This window comes from Streptomyces sp. SCSIO 30461 (assembly GCF_037023745.1).
GTDB lineage: Bacteria > Actinomycetota > Actinomycetes > Streptomycetales > Streptomycetaceae > Streptomyces.
This window is the reverse complement of sequence record NZ_CP146101.1, coordinates 2,403,007-2,426,047: the sequence shown is the minus strand read 5'-3', so window position 1 is coordinate 2,426,047 and position 23,041 is coordinate 2,403,007. Positions and strand designations below refer to the sequence as shown.

At 70.8% G+C, this 23,041-nt stretch carries 18 protein-coding genes and 2 pseudogenes; 4 read left to right on the top strand and 16 right to left on the bottom strand.

Annotation, left to right across the window (positions count from 1 at the left end; translation table 11 throughout):
- Nucleotides 1–16: 16 nt before the first annotated feature.
- Together V1460_RS10835 and V1460_RS10830 are read right to left on the bottom strand one after the other, a co-directional pair.
- A complete protein-coding gene (locus V1460_RS10835) occupies nt 17–415 on the bottom strand; it encodes a RidA family protein (RefSeq protein ID WP_338673541.1) in 399 nt (132 codons plus the stop codon).
- A gap of 84 nt (nt 416–499) precedes the next feature.
- Nucleotides 500–1,630 carry an acyl-CoA dehydrogenase family protein gene (locus V1460_RS10830; RefSeq protein WP_338673540.1) on the bottom strand — a complete coding sequence of 377 codons (1,131 nt, stop codon included), beginning with the start codon at nt 1,628–1,630 and terminating at the stop codon, nt 500–502.
- 157 nt (nt 1,631–1,787) lie between these two features.
- Here V1460_RS10830 and V1460_RS10825 point away from each other — a divergent pair, with 157 nt between their 5' ends.
- The gene (locus tag V1460_RS10825) at nt 1,788–3,455 is read left to right on the top strand and encodes an AMP-binding protein (RefSeq protein ID WP_338673539.1); all 1,668 of its coding nucleotides are present in this window, start codon (nt 1,788–1,790) and stop codon (nt 3,453–3,455) included.
- Between the two features lie 81 nt (nt 3,456–3,536).
- Nucleotides 3,537–4,370: a PaaX family transcriptional regulator C-terminal domain-containing protein gene (locus V1460_RS10820; protein WP_338673538.1), complete on the top strand. Its 834-nt coding sequence runs from the start codon at nt 3,537–3,539 to the stop codon at nt 4,368–4,370.
- Between the two features lie 8 nt (nt 4,371–4,378).
- Here V1460_RS10820 and V1460_RS10815 read toward each other — a convergent pair whose 3' ends face one another.
- Both V1460_RS10815 and V1460_RS10810 read right to left on the bottom strand, forming a co-directional pair.
- Nucleotides 4,379–6,688 (bottom strand): bifunctional salicylyl-CoA 5-hydroxylase/oxidoreductase, encoded by a 2,310-nt coding sequence (locus V1460_RS10815; RefSeq protein WP_338673537.1) that lies wholly within the window; start codon nt 6,686–6,688, stop codon nt 4,379–4,381.
- Between the two features lie 2 nt (nt 6,689–6,690).
- On the bottom strand, nt 6,691–7,518 hold the full coding sequence (locus V1460_RS10810) for an enoyl-CoA hydratase family protein (protein WP_338673536.1): 828 nt from the start codon (nt 7,516–7,518) through the stop codon (nt 6,691–6,693).
- Between the two features lie 253 nt (nt 7,519–7,771).
- Here V1460_RS10810 and V1460_RS10805 point away from each other — a divergent pair, with 253 nt between their 5' ends.
- Nucleotides 7,772–8,260, top strand: a complete 489-nt coding sequence (locus tag V1460_RS10805) for an ATP-binding protein (RefSeq protein ID WP_338673535.1) — start codon at nt 7,772–7,774, stop codon at nt 8,258–8,260.
- A gap of 163 nt (nt 8,261–8,423) precedes the next feature.
- Here V1460_RS10805 and argF read toward each other — a convergent pair whose 3' ends face one another.
- The 8 genes from argF to V1460_RS10765 all read right to left on the bottom strand — a co-directional run bounded on the left by argF (nt 8,424) and on the right by V1460_RS10765 (nt 18,071).
- A complete protein-coding gene (gene argF / locus V1460_RS10800; RefSeq protein WP_338673534.1) occupies nt 8,424–9,437 on the bottom strand; it encodes an ornithine carbamoyltransferase in 1,014 nt (337 codons plus the stop codon).
- Nucleotides 9,438–9,531: 94 nt separating this feature from the next.
- The gene (locus V1460_RS10795; RefSeq protein ID WP_338673533.1) at nt 9,532–10,773 is read right to left on the bottom strand and encodes an arginine deiminase; all 1,242 of its coding nucleotides are present in this window, start codon (nt 10,771–10,773) and stop codon (nt 9,532–9,534) included.
- 130 nt (nt 10,774–10,903) lie between these two features.
- Nucleotides 10,904–13,519 carry a polynucleotide kinase-phosphatase gene (locus tag V1460_RS10790; RefSeq protein ID WP_338673532.1) on the bottom strand — a complete coding sequence of 872 codons (2,616 nt, stop codon included), beginning with the start codon at nt 13,517–13,519 and terminating at the stop codon, nt 10,904–10,906.
- The gene (locus tag V1460_RS10785) at nt 13,516–14,985 is read right to left on the bottom strand and encodes a 3' terminal RNA ribose 2'-O-methyltransferase Hen1 (protein WP_338673531.1); all 1,470 of its coding nucleotides are present in this window, start codon (nt 14,983–14,985) and stop codon (nt 13,516–13,518) included. Before V1460_RS10785 ends, V1460_RS10790 begins: the two co-directional genes overlap by 4 nt.
- Nucleotides 14,986–15,097: 112 nt before the next feature.
- Nucleotides 15,098–16,003, bottom strand: coding sequence for a homocysteine S-methyltransferase (gene mmuM, locus V1460_RS10780; protein ID WP_338673530.1), 906 nt, complete (start codon nt 16,001–16,003; stop codon nt 15,098–15,100).
- Nucleotides 16,004–16,009: 6 nt separating this feature from the next.
- On the bottom strand, nt 16,010–16,933 hold the full coding sequence (locus V1460_RS10775) for an LLM class F420-dependent oxidoreductase (protein WP_338673529.1): 924 nt from the start codon (nt 16,931–16,933) through the stop codon (nt 16,010–16,012).
- Between the two features lie 83 nt (nt 16,934–17,016).
- Complete coding sequence (locus V1460_RS10770) at nt 17,017–17,499, bottom strand: DUF6099 family protein (protein WP_338673528.1); 483 nt, start codon at nt 17,497–17,499, stop codon at nt 17,017–17,019.
- Between the two features lie 143 nt (nt 17,500–17,642).
- Entirely contained in the window at nt 17,643–18,071 is a 429-nt protein-coding gene (locus tag V1460_RS10765; protein ID WP_338673527.1) for a nucleotide pyrophosphohydrolase, read from the bottom strand.
- Nucleotides 18,072–18,264: 193 nt separating this feature from the next.
- On the opposite strand from V1460_RS10765, the pseudogene V1460_RS10760 reads away from it, so the two are divergent.
- Nucleotides 18,265–18,923: pseudogene (locus V1460_RS10760) on the top strand (RNA-guided endonuclease InsQ/TnpB family protein).
- A gap of 101 nt (nt 18,924–19,024) precedes the next feature.
- Here the strand turns inward: V1460_RS10760 and V1460_RS10755 are convergent.
- The 4 genes and pseudogenes from V1460_RS10755 to V1460_RS10740 form a co-directional block, all read right to left on the bottom strand.
- Entirely contained in the window at nt 19,025–19,438 is a 414-nt protein-coding gene (locus V1460_RS10755) for a cell division protein SepF (RefSeq protein ID WP_338673526.1), read from the bottom strand.
- Nucleotides 19,439–19,623: 185 nt separating this feature from the next.
- Entirely contained in the window at nt 19,624–21,204 is a 1,581-nt protein-coding gene (locus tag V1460_RS10750; RefSeq protein WP_338671414.1) for an IS1182 family transposase, read from the bottom strand.
- 262 nt (nt 21,205–21,466) lie between these two features.
- Nucleotides 21,467–21,799, bottom strand: a pseudogene (locus V1460_RS10745) (potassium-transporting ATPase subunit KdpA); the annotation flags it as partial.
- A 56-nt stretch (nt 21,800–21,855) separates the two neighbouring features.
- Nucleotides 21,856–22,950, bottom strand: coding sequence for an XdhC/CoxI family protein (locus tag V1460_RS10740; protein ID WP_338673525.1), 1,095 nt, complete (start codon nt 22,948–22,950; stop codon nt 21,856–21,858).
- Nucleotides 22,951–23,041: the final 91 nt, after the last annotated feature.

Sequence of the window (23,041 nt, the reverse complement as noted above, 5' to 3'; positions counted from 1 at the left end):
GGGGCGCGCCACCGGACTACGGCAGCACCGCGATCCCGTCGATCTCCACCAGCGCCTCCTCGTCCCAGAGCCGCACGATCCCGATCACCGCCATGGCCGGGTAGTCCCGCCCGGCCAACCGGTGCCAGACCTGGCCGAGTTCGGACGCGTGGGCGCGGTAGTCGGCCACGTCGGTGACATAGACGGTGACCCGGGCAAGATCGTGCGGTGTGCCACCGGTGGCGGCCAGGGCGGCGAGCAGGTTGGCCAGGGCCGTCTCGAACTGCTCGGTGATCCCGGCGCCGGTGATCCTGCCATCGGCGTCGAGGGCCGTCTGACCGGCGAGGTACACCACCCGGGAACCGGTCGCGGCGACGGCGTGCGAGAAGCCGGTGGCCGGGGAGAGACCGGGCGGGTTGATGCGTTCGAGACTCATCGAGTGCCCTTCGTCGTCATCATCGGTATGACTCTTCTACAGGTCACCGCTACCACGCTCCCCTCTTCTCCGCGCCCCTCTTCGCTACGGCTCACCGGGGCTGCGCCGGTACAGCTCCTTCGCGATGATGCCGCGCTGGACCTCGCTCGCGCCCTCGTAGATCCGCGGTGCGCGGACCTCCCGGTAGAGATGCTCCAGCAGATGACCGCGCTGGAGCGCGCGTGCGCCGTGCAACTGGACCGCCGTGTCCACGACGTATTGCGCGGTCTCGGTGGCGAACAGTTTCGCCATCGCCGAGCGCTGCGGGACATCCGCGGCGCCGGAGTCGTACGCGCAGGCCGCCGCGTACACCAGCAACCGGGCCGCCTCCGTCCGGGTGGCCATCTCGGCGGCCTGATGGGACACGGCCTGGAGATCCTTGAGCGGGCCGCCGAAAGCCGTGCGGTGCGCGGTGTGTTCGAGGGTGGTGTCGAGCGCCGCCTGGGCCATGCCGACGGCGAAGGCCCCGACGCTGGGCCGGAAGAGGTTGAGGGTGTTCATGGCGACCCGGAAACCGCCGCCCGGTTCTCCGAGCAGGTCGTCGCGGCTGACGGGTACGCCGTCGAAGCGCAGGGCGCCGATGGGGTGCGGGGAGAGCATCTCCAGCGCGCTGCCGCTGAACCCGGGCCGGTCGGCGGGCACGAGGAAGGCGCTGATGCCGCGCGCTCCGGGCGCCTCACCCGTTCGGGCGAAGACGGTGCAGAAATCCGCCTCGGGGGCGTTGGAGATCCAGCGCTTCTCCCCTGTGAGGCGCCAGCCGTTCCCGTCCGGCGCTGCTTCGAGGGCGAGTGCCGCGGCGTCGGAGCCGGCATCGGGCTCGCTCAGCGCGAAGGCCGCCACCGCGCGGCCCGCGACGACCTCGGGCAGAACGCGCTCACGCTGAGCCGGTGTGCCCGTCTGGAGTACCGGATAGCTGCCGAGCCCCTGGAGCGCAAGGGCGGTCTCGGCCTCCGTGCAGCCATGTGCCAGTGACTCCCTCAGCAGGCACAGGTCGAGCGCACCCGCGTCGCTGAACAGTCGCTTCAGCAGGCCAAGTTCGCCGAGTGCGGCGATCAGCGGGCGGTTGACCCGTCCCGGCTCCCCCTGCTCGGCGAGCGGCCGCAGCCGCTCCGCTGCGAGTGTGCGCAGCTCGGCGCACCAAGCACGCTGTGCCGGATCGAGCGAGAATGCGGACATCCGATCGCCTACTTCCTGCGGCCTTGGCCCAGAGCCCGGTACGACCGCGCCGCACCGTGCGGCCCGTCCCCGGGGAAAGCACAGTATCGCGGACTGTTGACTGTCGTCACCCACACGCTACGCTCGATGCGCGACCCCACCACGACAAGGGGCGAACATGGAGCTGTCACCCTCGGCCCACCTCGACACCTTCGCGCGCGACCATCTGCCGCCCGCGGAGCAGTGGCCCCGGCTGCTGCTGGACGCACCCGGACCGCACCGGACGGACGGGTCGGACGACCCGCCCGAAGCGCCCGGGCCGCAGTATCCGGCGCGGCTCAACTGCGGTGCGGAGCTGCTCGACGCGACGATCGACCGGTACGGAGGCGACCGGCCCGTCTTCCGCGACGGGGCCTCTGGCGCAGTCTGGACCTACGCCGACCTCCGCACGCGGGTGGACCGGATCGCACAGGTGCTGACGGCTGAGCTGGGTGTGGTGCCCGGGAACCGCGTGCTGCTGCGCGGGCCGACCACGCCCTGGCTGGCCGCCTGCTGGCTGGCCGTGATGAAGGCGGGCGCGGTCGCCGTCACCGTACTCGCGCAGCAACGGGCCAGAGAGCTCGCGACCATCTGCGAGATCGCCCGTGTGGAGCACGCGCTGTGCGATGTCCGCGGCGTCGACGAGCTGGTGAAGGCGGAGGTGCCGGGGCTGCGGATCGCCACGTACGGCGGGGACGCACCGGACGACCTGCTGCGGCTGGCGGCCGGGATGCCGGACACGTACACCGCCGTCGCGACCGCGGCCGACGACGTGGCGCTGATCGCCTTCACCAGCGGCACGACGGGGCGCCCGAAGGGGTGCATGCACTTCCACCGGGATGTGCTGGCGGTCGCCGACACCTTCTCGGCGCAGGTGCTGCGGCCCACGCCCGACGATGTCTTCGCGGGCAGTCCGCCGCTGGGCTTCACCTTCGGTCTCGGCGGCCTGGTGATCTTCCCGATGCGCTCAGGGGCATCGGCACTGCTGCTGGAGCAGGCAGGTCCCAAGCAGTTGCTTCCCGCCATCGCGGAGCACCGGGTGTCCGTGCTGTTCACGGCTCCGACCGCGTACCGGGTGATGCTGGACGAGCTGGCCGGGTACGACGTGTCCTCGCTGCGCCGCTGCGTGTCAGCCGGGGAGAACCTGCCCGCGGCCACCTGGCAGTCCTGGTACGAACGCACGGGTCTGCAGATCATCAACGGCATCGGCGCCACCGAACTGCTGCACATCTTCATCTCGGCGGCGGACGGGGACATCCGCCCCGGCACGACCGGGCTGCCGGTGCCGGGCTGGGAGGCCCGGGTCGTGGACGCCGGGACGGGTGTGCCGGTACCGGACGGCGAGCCGGGGCTGCTGGCGGTGCGAGGTCCGGTCGGCTGCCGCTATCTGTCCGATCCTCGCCAGCAGGTGTACGTGCGCGACGGCTGGAACCTCACCGGAGACACGTACGTCCGCGAGCCGGACGGATGGTTCCGCTATGTCGCCCGCGCCGACGACATGATCATCTCGGCTGGATACAACATCGCCGGGCCCGAGGTGGAGGACACTCTGCTGGACCACCCCGACGTGGTGGAGGCGGCGGTGGTCGGGCGGCCCGACGAGCTGCGCGGCCACATCGTGGCGGCATACGTGGTGCTGCGCGACGGTGCTGAGAGCGGCGGCGGCATGGAGACGGCACTGCGCGACTTCGTCCGGGACCGGCTGGCTCCGTACAAGTGCCCACGCGTGATCGTCTTCCTCGACGCCCTGCCCCGTACCCCCACCGGCAAACTGCAGCGGTTCCGGCTGCGGGACCCGGCGCCGTGAGCCGTGCTCCGGTGGAAGCGGTACTCCGGCGACGGTAGGCGTGCTTCATCGGACGGGGCCAGTCGGAACTAGAGTGATCACGTGGCCGAACAGCACACCCCCCGATCCCTGATCGTCACCCTGTACGGCGCGTACGGACGCGAGACAGCGGGCTCGCTCGCCGTCGCCGAGCTGATCCGGCTGCTCGCGGCAGTCGGCGTGGACGGGCCATCGGTACGCTCATCGGTGTCCCGGCTGAAGCGGCGCGGGCTGCTGGTGGCCGAGCGCACGGCCGGCGGGGCAGCCGGATACGCCCTCTCGCCGGATGCGCGCCAGCTGCTGGACGACGGCGACCGGCGCATCTACGACCCGTCGGCGCCGAAGCTCGCCGACGGCTGGGTGCTGGCGGTGTTCTCCGTACCGGAAGCGGAACGCCACAAGCGGCATCTGCTGCGCTCCCGGCTGGCGAGACTGGGCTTCGGCACGGCCGCCCCGGGCGTCTGGATCGCACCCGCCCGCTTCCAGGAGGAGACCGCGCACACGCTGCGGCGGCTCGGGCTCGCCCCTTATGTCGATCTGTTCCGGGCCGAGCACCTGGGCTTCGCCGCGACGGCCGACGCCGCTGCCCGCTGGTGGGACCTGGCGGCGATCGCCAAGCAGCACGAGGAGTTCCTCGATGCCCACGGCCCGGTGCTGCGGGCTTGGGAGACGCGGCTGGACACCCCGCCCGACGCGGCCTACCGGGACTACCTGCTGGCCCTGGACTCCTGGCGCCGACTGCCTTACGCGGACCCCGGGCTGCCCGACGAGCTACTGCCGGCCGAGTGGCCCGGCGGCCGCTCGGCCGCGGTGTTCATGGGTCTGCACGAACGGCTGAGGGACGCCGGTGCGCGGTTCATGACACAGGCTGAGCCGCCGTCCACGACGGCGGGGTGAGGCGCGGTCTACGACGGCAGGGTGAGGCGCGGTTTCGGCGCGTCGGTACGCCCTGTGGGCGGTTTGCGGCTGCCGGCGCGGTACGGCAGCGGCCAGGGCGCCGCCGGCCCTTGGTAGCTCTGGTCCGCCGCGGCGTGCAGGGTCCAGTGCGGGTCGTAGAGGTGGGGCCGGGCCAGGGCGCACAGGTCCGCGCGTCCTGCGAGCAGCAGGGAGTTGACGTCGTCCCAGGAGGAGATGGCGCCGACGGCGACGACCGGGACGCGCAGGGCGTTGCGGATCCGGTCGGCGTACGGGGTCTGGTACGAGCGTCCGTACTCGGGGCGTTCATCGGGCACGACCTGCCCGGTGGAGACGTCGATGGCGTCGGCGCCGTGCGCGGCGAAGGCGCGGGCGATCTCGACGGCGTCCTCGGCGGTCGTACCGCCCGGGGCCCAGTCGGTGGCGGAGATGCGGACCGTCATCGGGCGGTCGTCGGGCCAGACCGCGCGTACGGCGTCGAAGACCTCCAGCGGGTAGCGCAGCCGTCCGGCGAGCGTGCCGCCGTAGCCGTCGGTGCGCTGATTGGTGAGCGGCGAGAGGAATCCGGACAGCAGATAGCCGTGGGCGCAGTGGAGTTCGAGCAGATCGAATCCGCTGTCGGCGGCGCGCCGGGCGGCCTCGGTGAACCGGTCGCGGATCGCGGCCAGTCCGCCCTGGTCCAGCTGGTGCGGGGTCTGGTTGACGCCCGGCCGGTAGGGCAGCGGTGAGGCGGCGACCAGCGGCCAGTTCGCGTCGGGCAGCGGCTGGTCGATGCCCTCCCACATCAGACGGGTGGAGCCCTTGCGCCCGGAGTGGCCGAGCTGCACACCGATGGCGGTACCGGGTGAGCGGTGATGTACGAAGTCGGTGATCCGGCGCCAGGCCGCGGCCTGCTCATCGGTGTAGAGGCCCGTGCAGCCGGGGGTGATGCGTCCTTCGGCACTGACGCAGACCATCTCGGTCATCACGAGCGCTGCGCCACCGAGCGCCCGCGAGCCGAGGTGCACGAGATGGAAGTCCCCGGGCATGCCGTCCTCGGCGCAGTACATGTCCATGGGTGAGACGACCACCCGGTTGCGCAGGGTGAGCCCGCGCAGTCGCAGGGGTGTGAACATCGGCGGGGTGCCGGGCGGGCAGCCGAAGTCCCGTTCGACGGACTCGGTGAAGCCGGAGTCACGCAGCCGCAGGTTGTCATGGGTCACACGGCGGCTGCGGGTGAGCAGGTTGAACGCGAACTGGCGGGGAGGCTGGTCGAGATACGTCCCCAGCTCTTCGAACCAGCGCAGACTGGCGGCCGCGGCGCGCTGGGTCGACTCCACCACCGGGCGGCGTTCGGCCTCGTACGCCGCGAGCGCCTCCGTGATGCCGGGCTGCTCCTCGATACAGGCGGCGAGCGCGAGCGCGTCCTCGACGGCGAGTTTGGTACCGGACCCGATGGAGAAGTGCGCGGTGTGCGCGGCGTCCCCGAGCAGCACCGTGCTGCCGTGCGACCAGTGTTCGTTGACGACCGTACGGAAGGCGATCCAGGCGGATTTGTTCCCGCGCAGGGAACGTCCGCCGAGTGCATCGGCGAAGATCTTGGCGCAGCGCTCGGCGGACTGCTGCTCGTCGCACTCGTCGAGCCCGGCGGCCCGCCAGACCTCCTCGCGCATCTCCACGATCACGGTCGACTCGGCCGACGCGTACGGGTAGCCGTGCAGCTGCATCACTCCGTGCTCCGTCTCGGCGATCTCGAAACGGAAGGCGTCGAAGGCGAAGTCGGCGGCGAGCCAGATGTAGCGGCAGCGGTGGTGGGTGATGGAGGGCCGGAACACCTCGGCGTGCGCGGCGCGGGTGAGGCTGTTGACACCGTCTGCGGCGATGACCAGATCATGGCTCGCGGTCAGCTCGGCCACCGGCGGCGCCTCCGCCCGGAAGCGCAGCCGTACACCGAGTGAGGTGCAGCGCTGGTGCAGGATCTCCAGCAGCCGCCGCCGCCCGAGCGCGGCGAAGCCGTGGCCACCGGAGGTGAGGGTCCGGCCGCGGTGGACGATGTCGATGTCGTCCCAGCGGACGAACTCGCCCTGGAGCGCGCGGTAGACGGCGGGATCGGCATGCTCGATGCCGCCGAGCGTCTCATCGGAGAGGACGACGCCGAACCCGAAAGTGTCGTCGGGCGCGTTGCGTTCCCAGACGGTGATCTCCCGGGCCGGGTCCAGCCGCTTGAGCAGCGCCGCCGCGTACAGCCCGCCGGGTCCACCGCCGACGACGGCGATCCGCAGCGGTGCGGCGGGCCCGGGCGGTCCGGCCGGTGTGCCCATGCTCAGCACCCCCGCCAATTCGGGGCGCGCTTCTCGGTGAAGGCGGCGTGGAACTCCGCGTAGTCCTCGCCGTTCATCAGCAGTGCCTGTGTCGCCGCGTCCAGCTCGATCGCGGCGGCCAGCGGCATGTCGAGCTCGGAGGTCAGCAGCGCCTTCGTCTGGGCGTAGGCGAGGGTGGGTCCGTCGGCGAGCCGGCGGGCGAGGGCCGCGGCGGCCTTGTCCGCCTCGCCTTCCGCGGTCAGGTCGCTGATCAGGCCGATGCGCTCGGCTTCGACTGCTCTGACGGGCTCGCCCAGCATCAGCAGCCGGGTGGCGTGGCCGAGGCCGACGACGCGTGGCAGCAGATACGCGGCGCCCATGTCACCGCCGGAAAGACCGACCTTGGTGAAGAGGAAGGAGAACCGCGCCGTCGGATCGGCCACCCGGAAGTCGGCTGCCAGCGCCAGGACCGCTCCCGCGCCCGCGGCGACGCCGTGCAGGGCGGCGATCACCGGGAAGGGGCACTCGCGCAGAGCCCGGACCACCTGGCCGGTCATCCGGTTGAAGTCGAGCAACTGTGCGGTGTCCATGGCGAGGGTGGCGCCGATGATGTCGTCCACATCGCCCCCGGAGCAGAAGCCCCGCCCCTCCCCGCCGAGCACCAGGGCCCGTACGGAGCGTTCCCGGGAGAGCTCGGCAAGCAGATCGCGCAGGTCGGCGTAGGCGCCGAAGGTGAGCGCGTTGAGCTTCTCCGGGCGGTCGAGGGTGACGGTGGCAACCCCGTCCTGCCTGGTCAGCCGCAGATGGTGCCATTCCTCTGTGCGTGGCGCTGAGCTGGCAAAGGGGCTCATGGGGTGGCCTCCCTCGGGGCTGCCGGGCGGTTGCCTGCCCGTCGAAGTTATCACTCATGCGTGACTTCCGTCATGACTGCGCGATAGGGGAGGGCCCGACATGCCGTCACATGGTCGCAACTCGGCAAAGGTCCCGTATCAGCTCAGGCACGAGACATGGGCAAAACGCCCATACGGGTCACAGGCTCTTGTATGGCCTCCGTATGTTGACTGCTGCATCAGCAGTACGGAGCACTGCGAACGGACCCCTGCCTTGCGTCACGCCCCCGCCACCGCGGAGACCACGGCCGCCGTCTGCCGACGGCTCGCCCTCCCGCACTCGACGGCCGCCGTGCCGCTGGCGCGTGCGCTGATCCGCTCTCTCCTCGGCGACTCCGACACACCGGCCGACCGCGACACCGCCGAGCTCCTCACCGCCGAGCTGGTCGCCAACGCGGTGGAGCACACCTCCGGCGACGAGCCCATCGAGCTGGTCGTGGAGCTCCGCTCCACCGGCTGCCAGGTCGAGGTCCACGACCCCGACCCCGTACCTCCCGGCGGCCTGTCCGCCCCGGAGCGCGAGCCCGACCCCTGGCAGGAGCACGGCCGCGGCCTGTTCCTCATCCGCACCCTCAGCGCCGCCTGCGGCCACCGCCGCACCGCCCAGGGCAAGGCGGTCTGGTTCACCCTCCCGACCGCTCCCGCGGCGACCCCGGTCGTACCGTCGGTCCCGTCGCCGCGCACTCCGCCGACCGGGTCGTAGCCGCACCGCGAGCCGGCCACCGAGCCCTGCCGGGCGTGCAGCCTTCCACGGGGCCCGGCGACAGCGCGGCCACTACTTCCGCACCGCCGTCATCGGGGCCGGGAAACAGCCCGGCGAAGGCGCCAGAGGCGGCGCGAGCATCAGACGCCGGGATTGCCGCGGGTCATTCGCCGGGCGCGGCGAGCGTGGCCACCAGCACCGCCTTGATGGTGTGCATACGGTTCTCCGCTTGATCGAACACCACCGAGTGGGACGACTCGAACACCTCGTCCGTGACCTCCAGTTCGGCCAGACCGTGCCGCTCGTACATCTCGCGGGCGACCTGTGTGCCCAGGTCGTGGAAGGCCGGCAGGCAGTGCAGGAACTTCACCTCGGGATTGCCGGTGGCGCGCAGCACGTCCATGGTCACCGCATACGGGGCGAGGGCGGCGATGCGCTCATCCCAGACCTCCTTCGGCTCCCCCATGGAGACCCATACGTCGGTGGCGACGAAGTCGACTCCGGCGACGCCCTCCGGGATGTCCTCGGTGAGAGTGACCTTCGCGCCGCTCGCGGCGGCGAGGGAGCGGGCCCGGGTGACGACCTCGTCGGCGGGCCAGTAGGACCGGGGTGCGACGATGCGGACGTCCATGCCGAGCAGTGCGCCGGTCACCAGATAGGAGTTGCCCATGTTGAAGCGGGCATCGCCCAGATAGGCGAAGGCGATGGGCTCCCCGCCGCCCTTGGAGCAGTGCTCGGTCATGGTCAGGACGTCGGCCAGCATCTGCGTGGGGTGCCAGTCGTCGGTCAGGCCGTTGTAGACCGGCACCCCCGCGTACTCCGCGAGCTCCTCGACGGCCGCCTGGCCGTCCCCGCGATACTCGATCCCGTCGAACATCCGACCGAGCACCCGGGCCGTGTCCTTGATCGACTCCTTGTGGCCCAGCTGGGAGCCGGACGAGTCGAGATACGTCGCGGACGCACCCTGGTCCGCCGCGGCCACCTCGAAGGCGCAGCGGGTGCGGGTCGAGGTCTTCTCGAAGATCAGGGCGATGTTCCTGCCGCGCAGTCGCTGCACCTCGACACCGGCCCGCTTGGCGGCCTTGAGCTCGGCGGCAAGCTCGACGAGACCGCGGAACTCATCCGGGGTGAAATCGAGCTCCTTGAGGAAGTGGCGGCCTGCAAGGTGTGTCGCCATGGTGCCTGCTCCTGGGTCGCGCATACGAGGGACGGTATTACATTGGAAGTCTATACGATACCTCGCATCACTATGCGGGCCCCGGGTGGTCGGCTCAGTCCGCTGCGTCCCGCTCGATGGGACAGCTCATGCAGCGCGGGCCCCCGCGCCCCCTGCCCAGCTCCGAACCGGGAATCTCGATCACCTCGATACCCTGCTTGCGCAGATGGGTGTTCGTCGTCACGTTGCGGTCGTACGCCACCACGACGCCCGGCTCGACTGCGAGCACATTGCAGCCGTCGTCCCACTGCTCACGCTCCGCTGCGTGCACATCCTGCTTCGCGGTCAGCACCCGGATGTCCTTCAACCCCAGGGCCGCCGCAATCGCACTGTGCATCTGCTCCGGCGGATGGTCGCTGACCCGCAGCCCCACCCCGTGTTCACCCTCCGCGGGTTCGATGGTGTACGAGCGCAGCATGCCGAGCCCGGCGTACTGGGTGAAGGTGTCGCGGTCGACCATCGTCATCACCGTGTCGAGGTGCATGAACGCCCGGGCCTTGGGCATGTCGAGCGCCACGATGGTGCGCGCCGAACCCGCGGCGAACAGCCCGCGCGCCAGCATCTCCACCGCCTGCGGGGTGGTCCGCTCACTCATGCCGATCAGCACCGCACCGTTGCCGATGACCAGGACGTCCCCGCCCTCGATGGTGGAGGGGTAGTCGTCCTGGCCTTCCGACCAGTGGTGGAAGGGGCCCGCCTGCGGACCGGTGAACAGCGGGTGGTGTTTGTAGATCGCTTCGAAGTGGACCGTCTCCCGTCTGCGGGCGGGCCAACGCATCGCGTTGATGGACACACCGTCGTAGATCCAGGCAGAGGTGTCGCGGGTGAAGATGTGGTTGGGCAGCGGGCCGAGCAGGAAGTCGTCGAGGTCCATCACATGGAAGCGGACGGAGGAAGGCTCGCGGTGCCCGGCGAGGAACTCCCGCTTGGTCATTCCGCCGATCAACGCCTCGGTCAGGGCGGCCGTGTCCATCGCGTCGAACGCGTCACGGAGATGATCCGTGGCCAGCGGACCGTACTCCTTCTCGTCGAAGACACGGTCGAGCACCAGTTTCCGGGCAGCCGGCAGTTCAAGCGACTCACACAGCAGGTCGCCGAAGAGATGGACCTCGACACCGCGGTCCCTGAGCACATCCGCGAAGCCGTCGTGCTCCTGGCGCGCGCGGCGGACCCACAGGAGGTCGTCGAAGAGCAGCGCGTCCTTGTTGGAGGGAGTGAGACGCTTCAGTTCCAGATCGGGGCGGTGGAGTATGACCCGGCGCAGCCGCCCGGTCTCGGAGTCGACGTGGAATCCCATGGAGGAAACGTTCCCAGACGGCTTTGGTTTGCGCCCCCAGGGCACGTGAACTCGCGGAATTCTTGTCGATCAGTACGAGTCGACGGGTCCGGGGGCGGAAAGGTTTCCCGCCCCCGGACCCGTGCGCGGCTCACAGCCGGGGGTCCACCGGCTCCGACTCAAGCGCCAGCACCGCGAACACGGCCTCGTGGACCCGCCACAGCGGCTCCCCATCGGCCAGCCGGTCCAGCGCCTCCAGTCCCAGTGCGTACTCGCGCAGCGCCAGCGACCGCTTGTGGCCGAGTGTCCTGCCGCGCAGCCGGGTCAGCTGGTCCTCGCGCGTGTACTCGGGGCCGTAGATGATCCGCAGATACTCCCGTCCGCGGACCTTGATCCCCGGCTGGACCAGTCGCCCCTTGTCGTCACGCACCAGCGCATCGAGGGGTTTGACGACCATGCCCTCGCCACCGGCCGCGGTCAGCTCGAGCCACCAGTCGGTACCGGCGCGTACGGACTGTTCGTCAGCGGTGTCGACGACGATGCGCCGGGTGGTCAGGAGCAGCCCGGAGCCGGTGGCGGCGTCGGCCGCCGCCAGGCGGTCCAGCCAGGCCAGTTGTGCGTCGTGCGGGACCACGGCCAGTGAGCGGCCGTGGGCGGCGAGTATCTGGAAAGGAGCGAAGCGCACGCCCTCCAGGCCATCCGTGGTCCAGCAGTAGCGGCGATAGGCATCCGTGAACGCCTCGGCCGCCTCGGCACGTTCACGCTGCCGCTCGAGGAGCCCGCCGAGGTCCACTCCGCGTGCCTCGGCGGCTTCCAGGGCCGCGGTGGCCCCGGGGAACACCGCGCCCGAGGCGGCGCCGACGGCCGCGTACTGCTTGCGCAGCAGACCGGACGCCTTGAGGGACCAGGGCATCAACTCACCGTCCAGCAGCAGCCAGTCGGTCTCCAGCTCGTCCCACAGACCGGCGTCGCCGATCGCGGCACGCAGGCGCGCCAGCACCTCCTCGGTGACCCGGGGGTCGTCGAAGAAGGGGCGGCCGGTGCGGGTGTGCAGTGCGCCGGTCGCGCCTTCCACACCGAAGCGGGCACGGGCCGCGTCCGCGTCACGGCAGACCAGCGCGACCGCGCGCGAACCCATGTGCTTCTCCTCGCACACCACCCGCCCGACGCCGTCGGCCCGGTACTGGGTGAACGCCTCTGCCGGGTGCTCCAGGTAGCCCGCCTCCTGGGAGGTGGCGGTCGGTGCCATGGTCGGCGGCAGATAGGCGAGCAGCCGCGGGTCGACCGCGAACCTGCTCATCACCTCCAGCGCGGCCGCGGCGTTCTCCTCGCGCACAGCGACCCGGCCCATCTGGCGGGTCTCCACGACTCGGCGGCCGTGCACATCGGCCAGGTCCAGCGGGCGGCCCTGGTGTCCGCCGGGTGCCTCGCCGGCGAGCGGCCTGGTCGGCTCGTACCAGACCTGCTCAGCGGCCACGTCCACGAGTTCACGCTCGGGCCAGCGCAGGGCGGTCAGCTTGCCGCCGAAGACGACGCCGGTGTCCAGGCAGATGGTGTTGTTGAGCCAGGACGCCGTGGGCACGGGAGTGTGGCCATAGACCACGGCCGCCCGGCCCCGGTAGTCCTCGGCCCACGGGTAGCGCACGGGCAGGCCGAACTCGTCGGTCTCACCGGTGGTGTCCCCGTAGAGCGCGTGCGAGCGCACCCGGCCTGAGGTGCGGCCGTGGTACTTCTCGGGCAGACCGGCGTGGCAGACCACGAGCCGGCCCTCGTCCAGGACGTAGTGGCTGACGAGTCCCTCGATGAACTCGCGCGCCTGCTCACGGAACTGCGGGTCCACCGCGTCCTCGCGCTCGAACTGCTCGATGGTCTCGGCCAGTCCATGAGTGCGCCGGACCTGGCGGCCGTTCAGCCAGCGGCCCAGTTTGTTCTCGTGGTTGCCGGGCACGCACAGGGCGTTGCCCGACGCCACCATGCCCATCACCCGACGCAGCACACCGGGGCTGTCGGGTCCCCGGTCCACCAGGTCGCCGACGAACACGGCCGTGCGGCCGTCGGGGTGCTCCCCGTCCTGGTAGCCGAGCTTGGCGAGCAGGGCGTCCAGCTCGGAGCGGCAGCCGTGGATGTCGCCGATGATGTCGAACGGTCCGGTCAGGTGCCGCAGGTCGTTGTAGCGCTTCTCCGGTACGACCCGCGCCGACTCGACCTCGGCCACGCTGCGCAGGACGTGCACCTTGCGGAAGCCCTCGCGCTCCAGGCCGCGCAGGGAGCGGTGCAGTTCACGGCGGTGGCGTGCGACGACATGGCGTGGCATGCCGGCCCGTTCGGGGCGCGCCGCGTTTCGCTCGGCGCACACGTCCTCCGGCAGGTCCAGCACGATGGCCACGGGGAGCACGTCGTGCGCCCGGGCCAGCGCGATGAGCTGGCGGCGGCTCTCCCGCTGGACGCTGGTGGCGTCCACGACGGTGAGCCGACCGGCGGCGAGGCGCTTGCCCGCAATGTAGTGCAGCACGTCGAAGGCGTCGCCGCTGGCGCTCTGGTCGTTCTCGTCGTCCGCGACCAGGCCCCGGCAGAAGTCCGAGGAGATGACCTCGGTGGGCTTGAAGTGCCGCTGGGCGAAGGTGGACTTGCCGGAGCCGGTCGCGCCGACGAGGACCACGAGCGAGAGGTCGGGTACGGACAGGGCGCGGGAGGTGCTGCCCGTGTCCGCACTGCTGTTGTTGCCGTCGTCCGCGCCGGTGGTACTTCCGGTGTCACGGATGTTCATGCCGCCACCTCCTTCTTCTCCGTCTGCGTGGTCATGGTGAACACCGCCATCTGGGTCGGTGCGCCCACCTCGGGATCGTCGTCACCGACACCGAGGTGGCTCACCTCGTAGCCGTGCCGGTGGGCGACCCGGGCCGCCCATTGCCGGAACTCCTCGCGGGTCCACTCGAAGCGGTGGTCGCTGTGGCGGACATGCCCGGCGGGCAGGCTCTCCCAGCGCACGTTGTACTCGACATTCGGCGTCGTCACGATCACCGTACGGGGGCGGGCCGAACCGAAGACCGCGTACTCGAGTGCGGGCAGCCGCGGCAGGTCCAGGTGCTCGATGACCTCACTGAGCACGGCGGCGTCATGGCCCGCGAGCCGCTTGTCCGTGTACGTGAGTGAGCCCTGGACCAGGCTGATCCGGTCCGACTGGCGCTCTCCCATCCGGTCCAGCCTGAGCCTGCGCGCGGCGATGGTGAGGGCTCGCACGGACACGTCCACACCCACGACCCGGGTGAACCTGCTGTCCTTCAGCAACGCCTGCACCAGCTGGCCCTGTCCGCAGCCCAGGTCGAGCACGGTGGCGGCGCCCGCCTCGTGCAGCGCCCCCAGGATCGCCGTACGCCGCTGCTCGGCCAGCGGGACGGGACGCTCGTCGGTGTCGGTGGTCTCGTCCACGGCGTTGTCGACGTCCTCGACCTCGAGGTCGTCGCTCTCGGCCAGCCGCACCAGTTCGAGGCGCTCCATGGCCTGACGGGTCAGACCCCAGCGCCGCGACAGATAGCGGCTGGTGATCAGCTTCTGCTCGGGGTGCTCGGCAAGCCAGCCGTCACCGGCCCGCAGCAACTTGTCGACCTCGTCGGGGGCGACCCAGTAGTGCTTGGCGTCATCGAGCACCGGAAGGAGGACGTACAACTGCCGTAGTGCGTCGGCGAGCCGCAACTCGCCCTCCAGCACCAGGCGCACGTAACGCGAGTCGCCCCACTCGGGGAATCTCTCGTCCAGCGGTACGGGGGCGGCGTCGACCGTGCTCCAGCCGAGCGGCCCGAACAACTTGCGCACCAGCTCCGTCCCGCCGCGCGCGGGCAGCGCCGGCACCTCGATCCGGAGCGGCAGTGGAGTCGCGGCCCGCTCCGGCAACGCCGAGCACACCCCGCGCAGGGCGCTCTTGAAGACGGTACTCATGGCGACGGACAGCAGCGAGGACGCGGCGTACGGCCGATCGTTGACATACTGCGCCAGCGCGGAATCCGGCGCGCCCCCGCGCCCCTTCCCCCTGCCGCGCCGCACCAGCGCCACGGGATCCACCTCCAGCAGCAGCGCCGCCGTGCAGCGCTCGGCGGTGGCCTCGGGGTAGAGGACGTGCGCGGTGCCGTGGGAGGTCGAGAACGTCTGCGCCTTGTCCGGGTGCTTGTGCAGCAGAAAGCCCAGGTCGGTGGCAGGACGCTCCGGGGTGCCGGTGGTGGAGATCGTCAGGAACACGTGTCCGAGTATTGTCGGTTCGGAGCCGGCCCACCAGGCGTTTTCCACGGTACAGCCGCGAGGAGCGATCATGCGGTCGCGGCCGTCGCAGCTGACGGTCAGGCGCAGGGCCCTACCGGCCTCCGACGACGCCCGCCAGCACGGCGACAAGCTCCGGGCCCACGCGGCAGCAGCCGCCGATGAGCCGGGCACCTGCCGACTGCCAGCCGCGGGCCTTGGCCGGGTCGAAGGTGGCGCGGCCGTACCAGCGGCCCGCCGCGGCGTCCCAGCGCTCGCCGCTGTTGGGGTAGACGACGACCGGCTTGTCCGTCTCGCGGGCGGCCAGCTCCACAGCGCGTTCCGCGTCGGCGGGATCGCAGCAGTTGACGCCGACGGCGATCACTTGGTCGTTCCCGGCGGCCAGGGCGAAGGCGGCGGCGAGGTCCTGGCCGGCCCGGGTGCGCTCGCCCGCCACGGTGTACGAGAGCCACAGGGGAAGCCCGGTGTCACCGGCTGCGGCGAGCAGGGCCTCGGCCTCGTCCGTGTCGGGCACGGTTTCCAGGGCGAGGGCGTCGGGCCGGGCTGCGGCCAGGGCCTGGATACGGGGGCGGTGGAAGTCCGCCAGCTCCCGCACGGTGAGCCCATAGCGGCCCCGGTACTCGCTACCGTCCGCGAGCGCGGCGCCGTACGGACCCACCGATGCCGCCACCCACACCTCGCGCGGCACACCGGCCGCTGCGGCGCGGGCCAGTTCCACGCTGAGGGCCGGCAGTGCGGCTGCTCTGGAACGGCTCAGGCCACGGCGGTCGAAGCCCCCGGCGGTCGCCTGATAGCTGGAGGTGATCAGCACGTCCGCGCCCGCCCGCGCATACGCCGTGTGCGCGGCCTCGATCTGCTCGGGGCCGTCTGCGAGCAGCCGCGCCGACCAGAGTTCGTCGGACAGGTCGCAGCCCTGCGCCTCCAGCTGGTTGGACAGGCCTCCGTCGAGCACGAGCGGCCGTTCCGCGAGGGCGGCGGCAAGGGCGCGGACGGGCTTCACCGACGCTCAGCCCAGTCGGCTCTGGACCTGGGAGGCGATCAGTTCCAGATGGTCGAGATCATGGAGGTCCAGGATCTGGAGATAGACCCGGGAGGTTCCGATCTCCGCGTACCGGCCGAGCTTGTCCACGACTTCGGCCGGCGATCCGGCGAGTCCGTTGGTCTTGAGCTCGTCGACCTCGCGCCCGATGGCGGCGGCACGGCGGGCGACCTCCGCGTCGTCCCTGCCCACGCAGACGACGAGGGCGTTGGAACAGCGCGGCTCGTCCGGCTCACGACCGGCTTCAGCGGCGGCGGCCCGCACCCGGCCGAACTGGCGCTCGCTGTCCTCGATCGAAGCGAAGGGGACGTTGAACTCGTCGGCGTAGCGAGCGGCCAGCCGCGGTGTGCGGGTCGCGCCGTGGCCGCCGATGAGCACCGGGATCTTGTCCTGGGCGGGCTTGGGCAGTGCGGGCGAGTCCTCCAACTGGTAGTGGCTTCCCCGGTAGGTAAACGTCTTTCCGGGTTCCGTGGCCCACAGGCCGGTCACGATGGCCAGTTGCTCTTCGAGCCGGGCGAACTTCTCCTTGGGGAAGGGAATGCCGTATGCCTTGTGCTCCTCCTCGAACCACCCCGCCCCCAGTCCCAGCTCGACCCGTCCACCGGACATCTGGTCCACTTGGGCCACCTGGATGGCGAGCACCCCCGGCAACCGGAACGTACCTGCCGTCATCAGGGTGCCGAGCCTGATCCGCTTGGTCTCGCGGGCAAGGCCCGCGAGGGTGATCCAGGCGTCGGTGGGCCCAGGCAGTCCGTCGGCCGAGCCCATGCTCAGATAGTGGTCGGAGCGGAAGAAGGCATCGAATCCGAGGTCCTCGGTGGCCTTGGCGACGGCCAGCAGGGTGTCGTAGGAGGCCCCTTGCTGGGGCTCGGTGAAGATACGCAGATCCATGCCTCCATCCTGCACCTCCGTCCGCGTTTCAACCTTCCGGCGGCCCCGTGCCGCCCTCGGGTGCGTCCCCGCGGCATGCGGCATCACGGCGGTCTGGTGGCCGAGTCGGGACCGACCCGGCCGCGCTCCTGCGGGGAGAGTCTTCGAAGCATCGCCTGCACCCGGTCACCCGACTCGTCCGTGGCGTCGATGGCTTCGATGCACTGCCAGTACAGGCCCTCCTCATCCGTCGCGCAGGCGACCCCGACCAGTGCTATGCCGACCTCACCGAGCAGGGTGCTCAGCAACGTCAGCGCACGCGGCGGATCGGAGACTGCGGTGAGCTGCGCCGCACGGGGGCCGGCGGTGTGCAAAAGCCGCACGTCAGGCGGACTGCCTCCGCGTCCACCGCCCTCGCCGAGTGCGCGTGCCTCCCCTCTCAGCTCCTTGGGGCCGCACAAGGCCAGTTGGCTGCCGATCGCCTGCGCGAGGGCCTCTGCCTGCCATGCCTCCGCCACCACCTCCGCAGCGTCCCGGCAATGCGCGAGCGCTAGTCGGCCCGCCGCGATGAGTCGCTCCGCTTCCATGTACGCCGCCCCCGTTCATACGACTTCCCTCCACTGAGTCACTACCCAGAGTGAAGGCACTCCAAAGGAAACGCCAGGGGAATTCGGAAATCTGTGGACAGGAGACCGCTTGTGGATAGATCATTCACTCCGTAGAGTGACGATCAAGCTCCCGATGAACCGTCGCCTGAGCGCTCGGCACCGGTACCCTCGCCGTCCGAACCCACACCATCGGAACGCTCACCACCGGAACTCCCGGTGGTCGACCGTTCCGCGGCGGGGAAACGCAGCTCGTTCCGGTCGATCTTCGCGGCGAGCGCGCTCAGCGGATCGATCCCGAGCACCTCGCAGAACTGGAGCAGATAGGCGAGGACATCCGCGACCTCATCGGCCACCCGATGCGCCTTCCCGGGGTCGTCCATGACCCCCGCGGACTCCTCCGGTGTCAACCACTGGAAGATCTCCACGAGTTCCGCCGCTTCGACCGTAAGGGCCACCGCCAGGTTCTTGGGGGTGTGGTACGGCCCCCAGTCACGAGCCGCGGCGAACTCCACCAGCCGGCGTTGCAGTGCTTTCACGTCCAGTTCCGTCACGGCACAGGTCTACCACCGCCACCCCTTCCAGCTCCCGCGCGAACGCCCCGCTCCCGCTCACCGCACCCACGAGACGAAGAGCAGGCCAACCGCTCGCCGACGATGCGCGGTTCAGGTTCGGCCTGCACCGCGAGGTCAAGCCGGACAGGGCCCGCCACGCCCGAGACGGTGCAGCGGAAGGGGGTGGGCCGCGTTGATCCGTGCGTGCAAATGCCTGATGCTGCCCACCGTGGGCCAGGCCGCCGCGCTCGGCGAGATGCTGCGCGATCACTGCTCGCTCTACAACGGCGCGTTGCGGGAACGTCGAGACGCCTACCGGCACGCCTCGAAGACGAGTATCAAGTACGGGCAGCAGTCCGCGCAGCTCAAGGAGATCCGGGCGTTCGATCCGGAGCGTCAGGGCCGCTGGTCGTTCTCCTCACAGCAGCCCCTGCCCGCGACCGGCAGCGTGGTCGGCATCGACATGGGCATCGCCTCGTTCCTCACCACGTCCAACGGTGAGCACGTCGCCAACGCCGCGCCGAAGCCGAACCCCGAACAGCCGGGCGGCTTCCTGCCCAACGGGTCCGCCGCCAAGGCCGGGTTGAACCGTTCGATCTCGGTTGCCGGCTGGGGGGGTGTTCCTCGCGATCCTGAATGCCAAGGCTGAGAGTGCCGGACGGGAAGTGATCGCCGTGGACCCCCGCGACACCTCCCGAACCTGCCCCGAACGCGGGCACATCGCCAAGGAACCGGCCCACACAGGAGAAGTTCCACTGCGTGGGCTGTGGCCACCAGGCACACGCCGACGTTGTCGGGGCACTCAACGTTCTACGGGCCGGGCTGGTCCGTCGCGAAGCCGCACCGGCATAGCGAGAAGCCCCCGCCCCTCAGGTGAGGAAGGAGTCACAGACCTTCAGCACGCTCGACCAGGGACCGTGCCCGCTCAACCGTCCACAGCAGGCGGAGACCGCCTATCCGTGCGGTACGGCCGCAGCAGCCACCCCGTCGACCTCCGTGCCGTGCGGAGCGAGCAGGAAGACGTTGCGGTCGACCCGGTGCATCGCGCTACCGAGCCCGAAGACCACGCCGCTGCTGAAGTCCAGAATGCGCTTGGCCACGTCGGGGTCGGCACTCGTCAGATCCAGCAGCACCGGGATCTGCGCAATGAGGCGCTCGGCGACCTCCCGCGCGTCGGCGAACACCTGCACCCTGAGCACCACCATGCGGCGCTGCTCGGCCTCCGCGACATAGGCTTCCTCGTAGCCCCGCGGAATCGTGCGGTGGTCCACTCGCGACGGCCACTCGTTGCGACCGCGCAGTGGGACGACCTGGGCCAGGCCCTCCCACTGCTCGTCGGTGACGTCGTACCTCTCGTACCTGCTCATGGGGACCATCCTGGCGCCCCTCACCCGTTCGGCCCAACTCCGACACGGGTTGTCGCCACACCACTTCGTCCGCTCGTCGGTTCGTCACTTCGCCATGATCTGCTTCAACGCGATGTTCGGCTAGAAGGCTGCTGAAAATCTTGTTGTGGGGGCGGTCCGCCGGTGGCGGGGCCGCCCTCCGTGCTTCACGGTGTGGCCGGGGTCAGGGTCCAGGTGCCGTCGGCGGCCACTTCGAGGCCGAGGTTGACGAGCCGTCGGAGGTTGAGGGCGGCGGCTCGGTTGCGGAGCCAGGTGTCGTTCTTGAGGGTGCCGAGGTAGCGCAGTCTGCGGTTGCCTTTGGTGGTCAGCCAGGCGATGCCGCGTTCGACGGGTGGCCGCCAGCGGCGGTAGGTGTCTTTCCAGGCGGGGTCGGTGGCCTGGGCACGGGCGTCGGCCAGGCGCTGGTGCTGGGGGTGGACTTGCAGGACGCGGCCGGTCTTGGAGGTGGTGCAGCGTTCGCGCAGCGGGCAGCCGGCACACAGCTTCTTGAACTGAGCCTGCCGCAAGCCGGTCTTCCGGGGCTTGCCGAGGGGGACGATGTGCCCGGCAGGGCAGGTGACCTGGCCGTTCTCGGTGTCGATGTGGAAGTCGTCGCTGGTGAAGCCGCCGGGCACGGCCGCGCGAAGCGGGGGTGGTTTGAGGACGGCGTCGTGGCCCTGCTGTTCGAGGTGGTCGCGCAGGTCGGCGGTGCCGTAGGCGGAGTCGCCGAGCACCTCGCACGGCTCGTCCTCGGCGGCGAGGAGGTCCTCGGCGATCTTCGCCTCGTGGTTCTCGGGGCCGCAGCCCGCGGCGAGGGCGACCTCGGTGAATAAGCCGGTCTCCGGCTCGACGGCGACGTGGCCCTTGAAGCCTTCCTGGTGGCGGGTGCGGTTCTTGTGGATGTGCCTGGCCTCGGGATCGACGGTGGACACCACGCGGTCGCGGACGGTCCCCTGGGTGATGCGCCAGCGCCCGTCGCGCCCGTCGGAGCCCTCGGCGGGCTCCACATCCTGGCCCGCGACCAGCGCCAGCAGGCCGACCGCGTTCGCGGCCCGCTCGCCCAGCTCCTGCTCGGGCAGGCGGCCCAACAGGTTGAGCGCGTCCGTGACCAGCGCGTCCACCAACCCGGCGCGGGCCTGCTCGTCGTCCCAGGCGATCTTCGGCTTGCCCGGGTCGGTGTAGTCGTGAGCGGTGCAATGCCCGGCGGCGACGCGGCCGGCGCCGGGGACCTCGCGGATCACCCGGCGGATCGCCGAGATCAGCTGGGTGACCGTGTCCTGGGTGGCCACCGCGTCGTCGAACACCGTGGAGTCCAGCGCGCGGCGCCGCTTCCCGCGCAGGATGCCGGTGGCGGCCACGACCTCCTTGACCCGGGTGAAGATCCGCCCCGGATCCGAGGACCGCTGCAGGCGGCGCCGGAAGTAGGTCAGCAGCGACGGGTCGAACGCCGTGTCGTTCAGCCCCAGTCCGCACGCCGCCTTCCACCGCAGGTCGCACCGCAGCTCCAGCACGGTCTCCACATCCGAGGTCCCGAACAGGCTCTGCAGCACCACCGCCGTCGCCAGCACCTGCGGCGGCAGGCTCGGCCGCCCGTTGGCCGAGGGGTACATGTCCGCGAACATCTCCGGCGGCAGCAGCCGCTCGCGGTGCTCGGCCAGGAACGCGAACACACTCCCTGCCGGGATCAGCTCCCGGCAGGTCTCCCACACATCCGGCCCGACCGTCTCCCCGGCCCATTCCCCCTGCACACACAGCAGTCTGGCCCCGCGGGGCCACCCGCGGGGCCCAAACCCGAGATTTTCAGTGATCTTCTAGGGCGTGTTGCGAAAGTCCCTCCTGACCCGCGACGCCTGGCACGCACGCTCGCTGCGTTGTCGGAGTCATCCACGTACGTCCAGTACGAGGATGATCCTCCGCCTTGCGATCGCACGCACCAGACGCCGCAGGCCCCGCCCTGCGGGCGGACGGAGCTACTTTCGCAACACGCCCTAAGGCAGCTTTGGCCTGCTTCTCCCTGACGGCCTCCTGAGAGGCCACCGCACCGCCGTTCCACCGCTGGGAGCCGCCCATGAACCGGCCGACCTCGTGGATGCCGGCGAAGCTCCGGATCGCGCCGAGCGCGACCAGCACGATCGCGCCGACGATCGAGACCGGAAGCAGGGCAGGGACGGTGCCGCGCACCGGATCGGCCCAGAAGTTGCCCAGTTCACCGGAGCGGGACCGGGTGAGGTCGCGTACCAGGGCCACGGCCGCGGAGACGAGGTTGAAAGCCTGGTCCGGGTCGATCGAGGCGAAGCCGAGCGAGCCCGGCAGGCTGCCCCGGACGCGCTGCAGCAGATACACGGGGCGCCACCCTCCCAGGGGGCGTCCCGGGCGGTCGGGGGCCCATCATGAACAGGTCAGGGATGGATCGCCCCCGACGTCGCCGTCAATGGCGCACCACTGCCGCCCCAGCGCAGGGCGATGATCTCCGCGGCCACGGAAACCGCCACCTCCTCCGGTGTACGGGCTCCCAGGTCCAGTCCGACGGGTGAGCGCAGCCGGGCCAGTGCCTCCTGGCCGAGACCGGTTCCGCGAAGACGTTCCAGCCGGTCGTCGTGGGTGCGACGGCTGCCCATCGCGCCGATGTAGGCGGCGGGGCGACGCAGGGCTTCCTCCAGCAGCGGTACGTCGAACCTAGGATCGTGTGTCAGTACGCAGATGACTGTGCGGGAGTCGGTCTCGGTGGCGCCGAGATAGCGGTGCGGCCAGTCCACCACGACCTCCACGCCTTCGGGAAAGCGCCTGGGCGTGGCGAAGACGGGTCGCGCATCACAGACGGTCACCCGATAGCCGAGGAAGCCGCCGATACGGGCGACGGCGGCGGCGTAGTCGATGGCGCCGAACACGAGCATCCGCGGCGGCGGCGCGAACGACTCCAGGAACACGGCGACACCGTCCTCGCGGCGCTGCCCCTGCGGACCGTAGTGCCGCGTCACGGTGGCACCCTGGGCGAGCTCTCCGCGGGCGTCCGCGGTGACGGCGGTGTCGAGGCCGGGCGTACCGAGCGTGCCCGCGGCCTCGTCGGGCCAGACGGCCAGCGCGGCACCGCGCTGCGCCGGACCGTCCGTCACCACCGCCAGCGTCACCGGGCGGTGGGACAGTACGGATTCGGCCACGGCGCCGAACACCGTCTCGGCTTCCCGGGACACCCTGCGTACCAGCACGGTGATCTCGCCGCCGCAGGTCAGTCCCACGGCGAAGGCGTCGTCGTCGCTGTAGCCGAAGGTCCGCAGCCGTGGCTCACCGTCGGCGATGACCTCGCGGGCGAGCTCGAACACCGCCCCTTCCACACATCCTCCGGACACACTGCCCAGGACCTCGTCGTCAGGGCCTACCGCCATCGCCGCGCCGGGTCCACGCGGTGTGCTGCGGTTCACGGCGACGACGGTGGCCAGGGCGAAGGGCCGGCCCGCCGCGTACCACCGGGCCAGCGCCGGCAGAATCTCGCGCATCGTCCGCTCCTCCCACGAGGGTCCCGGCCTCATGGTCCATGGTCCGCTGCCGTGGCTCCCGCCGCGACGCGGCCGGGCGGCGAAAGACACG